The organism is Halochromatium salexigens, assembly GCF_016653295.1.
GTDB classification, from domain to species: domain Bacteria; phylum Pseudomonadota; class Gammaproteobacteria; order Chromatiales; family Chromatiaceae; genus Lamprobacter; species Lamprobacter salexigens.
On record NZ_NHSF01000049.1, the window covers coordinates 1 to 5,528 of the forward strand.

The following is a 5,528-nucleotide window of genomic DNA, read 5'->3' on the forward strand; positions in this document are numbered from 1 at the left end:
ACGTGCTCGGCTGTCAGCGTGCTGGCCGGCTGAGCATGAGAATCCGGGGGCATAGGCAGGAGGTTAGTGTCTGAGACATGCCACCAAGTATGTCATAGATCGGTATATCTAAAAGCGGAAATCGCCTAAGATGGGCGCGGACGTTCCCTTTCTAGCAACGCCATGAACGAGGTCTGATGGACAGCCGTCATAATCCAGTGAATCGCCCAAGCGCTAGGCCCGTCGTGCGACTGAAGACCGCTTATGCCCATCGGTTCGGCCTCGTTTGCGCCTTCCGGCTTGATCGCCAGGGCGGGGGAGAGGCACTGCAGTGGGCGGATCTCGACGCGGATGCCGACCCCGAGCTGCACTCAGCGCAGGGGCCGGTCTGGATTCATCTCGACCTCAAGCATGCCAACGCGCAACGCTGGCTCAGCACCCACAGCGGCATCGACCCGCTGGTTGTGGACGCGTTGACCGCCGCGCGCGTCACCCCGCGTTTCGAGCAGCGTGGGCGGTCCCTGCTGCTGATCCTCAAAGGCATCAACTTCAGGCAGGGCGGGCTGCCGATGGACATGGTGACCTTACGCCTCTGGAGTGATGGCGAGCGGGTCATCAGCGGTCGTCATGAACCGGTGCGCGCCGCCTCCGATCTGCAACGCAGTCTCGTGAAGGGACAGGGACCAACGGATGTGGGCGACCTCATCTGCCAATGCGCTGACCTGATGACTCAGCACATGGAGGAATTGATCTTTGAACAGTTCGATGAGGCGCACCGGATCGGCCACCTCCGCAACGCCAAGCCCACTGAAGACTTGGTGGCGGAGCTCGCTCATCTGCGGCGTGCCATGATCCGCATGCGACATTTCCTCGGTCCACAGCGCCGCGCGCTCGAACGGCTGGCGGCCAGCCATCAGCCCTGGCTGTCAGAGAACAACCGCGAGCGGGCAGGGGAGGTGGTGCACCAGTGCACCCAGTACATCGAGGGCCTAGACGCGGCGCAGCGGATCAGCGAGATCACCCAAGAAGAGATCCTGCAACGCTCCACCGAAAAGACCGAACGGCGACTGTTCTCGCTGACGGTGATCACCGCGATCTTCCTTCCACTGACCTTCATCACCGGCCTGCTCGGGGTCAATCTTGCTGGCATTCCGGACGCGACTGACCGCTGGGCGTTCCTGCTGCTTTGTCTCTTCCTCGGTCTCTTGGTCGCCGCCCAACTTTGGTATCTCCGCCGCAAAGGCTGGCTCTAAACAGTGCCGCTGAGACGGCCGGTGCCGGTATCCTCGCCGAGCCCAAGTCCGAGCATGAGCGCCAGATTCAGCCTGCATGCCCACTGCGTCTGTATGATGGAAGCCATAATCCTCTCCAAGCACAGCCCATTGGCGTCGCTGATGCAGACCTTTCCGCGTCCTGGACGCTTGGACTTGGATCGGCCTGCGGTCGGCGAAGCGCGCGGCGGTGATCCGCGTCGAGGCCGCGCAGGCTATCACCGGCGCGGGTCTCGAGGGCGATCACTATAGCGGCCGCACGGGTCACCGCGGCATCACCCTGCTGCAGGCCGAACATCTGCCGGTGATCGCCGCGCTGACCGGAGTCGAGGAGATAGCGCCGGCGACCTTGCGCCGCAACCTGTTGGTGTCCGGCATCAACCTAGCTGCGCTCAAGGGGCAGCGCTTTCAGATCGGCGAGGTGGTGCTGGAGGGCACCAGCTTTGCGCATCCCTGCTCACGCATGGAGGAGGTGCTGGGGCCAGGCGGCTACAACGCCCTGCGCGGCCATGGAGGGCTTTGCGCGCGGGTGATCCAGGGCGGGCAGCTGCGCGTCGGTGATGCCGTGGTTGCCGAAGGCGCCGACGTCATCAGCAGCCCAGACATTTAGCCTCCTGGGTTCGAACAGATTGCGTGAATGCCATGCCCACCACCATCCACGACAAATTTGCCTCCATCCTCGCTGAGATCGAGCGGACTGGGTCCGCTAACACCCAACGCCTGACTGTGCTGAAGAAGTGGTTTGAGCCGGGGGATCGACTGCGCGCCTTTGCATGCTGGATGATCGAGCGAATCGTCGCTGAACAACAGGCCGCCTCCAGCGAGGCCGAGGCGCTCATCACAGAAGCAGGCACCGCTTTGCATGCGACTGACAGCACGGGCACCCCCCATTGGGTCGGCATGCAGCGCTTGCTGCGCCGCTTACAGGCGTTTCACTCCGAGTACCGGCGCGTCAAGTCGTATCAGGTCCGCATCATTCACGATCGCTCCGTGCTGTTGCTTGAAGAGGCGTTTCGGATCATCCTAAGACAGGCTGATCAGCCCGCCGACGGCTATCGACTCGCCGCAGACTACTGCGAGCACTATGACGGGAGGTACGGCACCACGTTGAACGGCCCGGCCAAGGCGCGCGTGCAAGCCATCGCGGATTTTGTCGCGGAGCAGGAAACGCGGGAAGCCAAGGCTCAAGGCCCGTCCGTTTCACTCGGCGTTTGAGGTCTCCGTTGAATCGGCTGAGGATGCAGTCCTCATCACCGTCTCCAACAGCAGCCGATCAAGCGCCGCTTCATCGATCGGCCTTGTCGGCGGTGGCATGACCGCTTCCAGCCGTGTCAGCTCATGATCGATGAAGGCATTGAGGATTGGCAGGGGTGCTCCGACCTCCGCCTCTCCAACCGAGCGCTTGATCACCAGCAACTGCTCAATGGCTGCGCGGAGTTCGGGCTCATCGATCAAGGTCTCGGCCAGCGTCTCAAAACGCATCGGCACCGGACCGCGTTCCTGCTCGATCCAGAGCGTCGCTAGCAACGGGCGCAGCACGTAGAGGTACTTCTTCAACCGCACCTGCTCACGGGTCAGAAAGTCCCGATAGTTGCCACGCGCCATGTGCACATAATGATGAAACGCCCGCTCTGGCTGATAGACAGACTCAGCGAGTGCGCGCAACCGCTGCAGAAACACCGGGTCAGCGCGATAGACGATCGGCGAGTCCAGCCACTCAATCAGCGTCGCGTTGCCCTTGCCGAGCAGTCCCAAGGCCTTACGCAGCTCCCAGCCATTGATATCCAGATCACCGCTGATCGGCCGCTCGATGACAGCGCGCTGTGGCCGCACCCGCAGGTACCAGGGCAGGGGATGGACATACAGGAATCGCACATCGAAATCACTATCCGGCGAGGCAAAGCCCCAACCGCGGCTGCCGGATTCGCAGGCGAAGAGGATGCGTACCTCATGCTCGGCCTCGATCTCCGTCAGCTCGCTGAGGATCGCCGCGCACCGTTCGTGCGCTACCAATGCCCGCTCCCCGGCTCACCCTTGAACGGGCCGACCAGCTCATTGGTGATCCAGCCGCCGTAGAAGCCACCGGCCTGCGCGCGCACCGGCTCGCCAGCGACAACGCAGTGCAGCAGACTCGGATAGGCGGCAAACCAGCCGGCGATGACGCTCGCCTCGGCCTCGGGTCGTGGATAGCGCCAGAGTGCGTTGCGGATCCAGCCCGCGGCGCTGCCTTCAACATCGAAGTATTCGGCCTCGCCCTTCCATTCGCAGAAGCTGCGGCGCGCGCTGGGCCGCAGCCGGACTTGGTCCACCGCTTCTGGCGGCAGATAGAACGCTGGGGGGTGACCCGTCTCCAGCACCCGGATCGCCCGCTCGGTGCGGGCGATCCGCTGCTCGCCGGCATAGACCTCAACCCAGCGCTGATCTGGCACATAGGCCGGTGGGCGCGGGTAATCCCAGACCGATTCCTGCCCTTCAGCAGGCACGACAGCAAACGGCGGCCGTTGCTGGCCGCGATAGGTCCAAGCATTGCGGGCGCGTTCGAGATCCTGTGGGTTCATGGTGATGAGTCGGTCTTGGTCAGTTGGGGTGATCACAAAGCCGGAACGCGACTTGTCCACCCAACACCGCCTCGGTCTCGGCATAAAGATAGACAGCGCTGCGAATCATGGCATTGAGGGTCGCGCTCATCAGGGACAGCAAGGCGATCAGGGTCACCCCGGTGGCGATGGTCGCAATCATCAGGACCGGCTGTTCGGTACTGGCCGCCCAGAATCCGCCAGCGAAGGTGCCGGCCATCAGCAGCAGCATCGGCAAGCCGATGATGAGGCCAAGGCCGACATTCACACTGAGCTGCTCGCCCCAGGTGCGTTTGAGCAGCCCGACGCTCTCCTTGATCGCCGCGATCGGGCCAATGTCCTTCGCCGCCAAGACCGGAATCACCAGAAAGGTCGCCACACCCCAGGCGAAGCCACCCAGGCTGGCGAGCAAGAAGCCGATGCCAGGCTGCTGGTCACGTCCACGCAGGAATGAGAGCAGGAGACCCACCGTCGCGGTGATCGCGGAATAGCCGAGGATGACACCCGCACGTTGGCGCGCCAGCGCCAAGCCATCGCCAACGCTCGGATTCCCGCCATGCAGCCGCTCCAGCGTGCCGCCCACCAAGGCGGTCAGGAAGAAGTGGGTGATGAAGCTGGTGACCAGCAGAAACAGCCACAGCAGGAAGGCGCCGGCCGCATAGGCCCACCAGGGCGCATCGCCGTCTTGGCTTGGCTGTTCCAGCTGCGATAACAGCTGCTCAAACTCGGGATGGCTCAGGAGCAGCCAACCGCCACCGCCCAGGATCAGTGCCGAGAAGAGCAGGATGCCGAGCCCCGCTAACAGTGGGTAAAGCATGAAACCCTTTTCGGCGCTGAGCACGGCCCCGCTCAGCACGATGAACGCTTCCGCCTTCGGCGGGTTGCTGTGGCGATGCGGTCGCGCATAGCTACCCGGCTGCATGGCATTGACCATCCGGTGCAGCGGTGCGTCATCGTGCTTTTGCAGACGCTGGATGATGCGCCCGCGTGGGCTCTGTCGTGCCATTGCAGACGCCTTGGCCAGCATCTCCGTGGTGAGCGCGATCACCTTGGCATCCGGGGCCTCAATCGCCAAGGGAAAGGGTTTCACTGTGGTCAAGGTCAGCGTTCCCTGTGGTCAGACGGGTTCAATGCAGGCCACTGATGCAGGCACGAGAGGGTCGTCTCCAAGCACAACGCCTACGGCGCCCGCTTCAGCTTGGTGACGTTGCTCTCGGCATCCTTTGCGGGCTTCTCCGCGGTCAGTTCTGTGTGGTCCTCGTGCTCACCCGACGGCGGTGTAGGCTCAGGCTCCTTACCCTTGAGCACCCGCTCAACGTTGCGGGCGTTGCGCGCCAGATAGATGGTCAACTCCTCAAGGTCCGCATCCGGCAGGACGGGCAGCACCTGATCATCGTGCAGCAATTGCGCAAGCCGGTCGGCGATCTCGAGCGCCTTGTCATAGGCATCGGCAGCTTTCTTATCAGCGGTCCGCAATCGTTCCGTCCCGTGCTTGTCTTTGACGATGTATTCGATCTCGACAGCAATTCCCGACGAAAAATAATCTCTTAAGAAACTGATGCTTACCTGTTGCGTCCAAGCAACAATCGCCAGGTTTTGGCACGTTTGTTAGCCTACATGATCAGCGAGATATGAAGGTCATCTTCGAGTAATCATTAAAGCATGTGATGATGATGTTTCAACACCCACAGCCACTGTCGAC

Annotated in this window: 7 protein-coding genes; 3 read left to right on the forward strand and 4 right to left on the reverse strand. The window is 62.5% G+C overall.

The window, feature by feature from the left end; genetic code table 11:
* The first annotated feature begins 176 nt into the window (after positions 1-176).
* The 3 genes from CCR82_RS07170 (at position 177) to CCR82_RS07180 (ending at position 2,465) form a co-directional block, all read left to right on the forward strand.
* Positions 177-1,232 carry a CorA family divalent cation transporter gene (locus CCR82_RS07170; RefSeq protein WP_201244717.1) on the forward strand — a complete coding sequence of 352 codons (1,056 nt, stop codon included), beginning with the start codon at positions 177-179 and terminating at the stop codon, positions 1,230-1,232.
* A gap of 208 nt (positions 1,233-1,440) precedes the next feature.
* Positions 1,441-1,860: an MOSC domain-containing protein gene (locus CCR82_RS18590; RefSeq protein ID WP_338073130.1), complete on the forward strand. Its 420-nt coding sequence runs from the start codon at positions 1,441-1,443 to the stop codon at positions 1,858-1,860.
* A 32-nt stretch (positions 1,861-1,892) separates the two neighbouring features.
* Positions 1,893-2,465 carry a hypothetical protein gene (locus tag CCR82_RS07180; protein WP_201244718.1) on the forward strand — a complete coding sequence of 191 codons (573 nt, stop codon included), beginning with the start codon at positions 1,893-1,895 and terminating at the stop codon, positions 2,463-2,465.
* Here CCR82_RS07180 and CCR82_RS07185 read toward each other — a convergent pair.
* From CCR82_RS07185 to CCR82_RS07200, 4 genes are all read right to left on the reverse strand, one after another.
* Positions 2,451-3,263 (reverse strand): nucleotidyltransferase domain-containing protein, encoded by an 813-nt coding sequence (locus tag CCR82_RS07185; protein WP_201244719.1) that lies wholly within the window; start codon positions 3,261-3,263, stop codon positions 2,451-2,453. The genes CCR82_RS07180 and CCR82_RS07185 overlap by 15 nt on opposite strands.
* Positions 3,257-3,808 carry a DUF427 domain-containing protein gene (locus CCR82_RS07190; protein WP_201244720.1) on the reverse strand — a complete coding sequence of 184 codons (552 nt, stop codon included), beginning with the start codon at positions 3,806-3,808 and terminating at the stop codon, positions 3,257-3,259. The genes CCR82_RS07185 and CCR82_RS07190 overlap by 7 nt, the downstream gene beginning before the upstream one ends.
* 19 nt (positions 3,809-3,827) lie before the next feature.
* Positions 3,828-4,916: a DUF6159 family protein gene (locus CCR82_RS07195; RefSeq protein WP_338073131.1), complete on the reverse strand. Its 1,089-nt coding sequence runs from the start codon at positions 4,914-4,916 to the stop codon at positions 3,828-3,830.
* 89 nt (positions 4,917-5,005) lie between these two features.
* Entirely contained in the window at positions 5,006-5,386 is a 381-nt protein-coding gene (locus CCR82_RS07200) for a YebG family protein (protein ID WP_338073132.1), read from the reverse strand.
* Positions 5,387-5,528: the final 142 nt, after the last annotated feature.